The 1,788-nt window shown below is 72.8% G+C and carries 2 protein-coding genes; both read right to left on the minus strand.

Features of this window, described 5'->3' with window-relative positions; translation table 11 throughout:
- On the minus strand, positions 1-1,061 hold a 1,061-nt coding region (locus IE172_RS34150), incomplete at its 3' end, for a beta-ketoacyl synthase N-terminal-like domain-containing protein (protein WP_229886751.1).
- A 4-nt stretch (positions 1,062-1,065) separates the two neighbouring features.
- The coding region (locus IE172_RS35060) for an acyl carrier protein (RefSeq protein WP_229886753.1) at positions 1,066-1,788 on the minus strand (723 nt) is incomplete at its 5' end.

A 1,788-nucleotide genomic window follows, 5' to 3' on the forward strand; every position in this document is an offset into this window, starting at 1 on the left:
TCCTGGCCGTAGGTGGCCAGGAGGGCCTGGGCCTCGATGGGGTCGCCGAGGGTGGTGCCGGTGCCGTGGGCCTCGACGACGTCTACGTCCGCACCGGTCAGCCCGGCGGCGACCAGCGCGTCCCGGATCACCCGCTCCTGGGCGGGACCGTTGGGGGCGGTCAGTCCGTTGCTGGCGCCGTCCTGGTTGGCCGCCGTGGAGCGGACCACCGCGAGCACCGGGTGGCCGTTGCGGCGCGCGTCCGACAGCCGCTCCAGCAGCAGCAGACCCACGCCCTCCGACAGACTGGTCCCGTCGGCGCTGTCCGCGAACGCCTTGCAGCGTCCGTCCGGGGCCAGTCCGTGCCCCTGCCCCCGGCTGAACTCGTCGAACAGCGTCGGCGTCGACATCACCGCCACGCCCCCGGCGAGCGCCAGCGAGCACTCACCGTTGCGCAGCGACTGCACCGCCAGATGCAGCGCGATCAACGAAGACGAGCAGGCGGTGTCGACCGTCACCGCGGGCCCCTCCAGGCCGAGCGTGTAGGCCACCCGGCCGGAGGCGACGCTGCCCGCGCTGCCGTTGTAGACATAGCCCTCGACGGCGTCCGGCGACGCGTCGACCAGCGTGCCGTAGTCGTGGTACATGACGCCGGCGAAGACGCCCGTACGGCTGCCCCGCAGGGTCCGCGGGTCGATGCCGGCCCGTTCCACGGCCTCCCAGGAGGTCTCCAGGAGCAGGCGCTGCTGGGGGTCCATGGCGAGGGCCTCGCGGGGCGAGATGCCGAAGAACGCGGGGTCGAAGTCGGCGGCGTCGTACAGGAATCCGCCGTGGTCGTAGAGCCCGTCCAGCTCCCAGCCGCGATCGGTCGGGAACTCGGACACCGCGTCCTCGCCCGCGGCCACCAGCCGCCACAGGTCCTCCGGCGTGCGTACGCCGCCCGGGTAGCGGCAGCTCATCGCGACGATCGCGATCGGCTCCCGGCCGCGCTCGGCGAGCTCACGGTTGTGCTGCCGCAGCCGCTCGGTCTCCTTCAGGGACGCCCGCAGGGCGGCGACGACCTTGTCGTTGGGGTTGCTCATGGGGTCACTCACGCTCCGCGTCGGATCCGGCGCTGTCGCCGTCGAAAGCAAGGTTGATGAGGAGGTCGACGTCCATCTCGTCGATGGCATCGATGGCGTCGGTCTCGTGGCCGGAGTCCGGCGCGACCGCAGGAGCCGGTGTGGTCTGCGCGGTCTCCTGCGGGAACAGCTTCCGCTCCACGAAGCGGGCGATCGCCTGCGGAGTCGGCTGGTCGAAGACCAGCGTGGCCGGCAGCCGCAGCCCGGTGGCCGTGTTGAGCCGGTTGCGCAGCTCGACCGCGGTCAGCGAGTCGAACCCGATGTCCTTGAAGGCGCGGTCCGGTTCGATCGCGGCCGTCGACGCATGGCCCAGCACGGCTGCCACCTGCGCGACGACCAGGTCCTCCAGTGCCTGCGCCCGCTGCTCCCCGGACACCCGGGCGAGCCGCTCGGCGAGCGACAGCTCCGTAGGCCGTCGCATGCCGGCCTCCGCGGTGTGACGACGCATCCGACGCTGGGCCAGACCCCGCAGCAGCGCCGGAAGACTGTCGTCGTCGGCCCGCCGCCGCAGCGCCCCGACGTCGAGCCGGATCGGCAGCAGGTGCGGCTCGCCCGCCGCGCAGGCCGCGTCCAGCAGCCGCAGCGCCTCGTCGCTGGACATGGCACCGACTCCGTGGCGGGTCATGCGGTGGAGGTCGGTGTGGGTGAGGTTGCCGGTCATGGTGGAGCGGTCTTCCCACAGGCCCCA

Source organism: Streptomyces griseoflavus, assembly GCF_014649995.1.
Classification (GTDB): domain Bacteria; phylum Actinomycetota; class Actinomycetes; order Streptomycetales; family Streptomycetaceae; genus Streptomyces; species Streptomyces griseoflavus.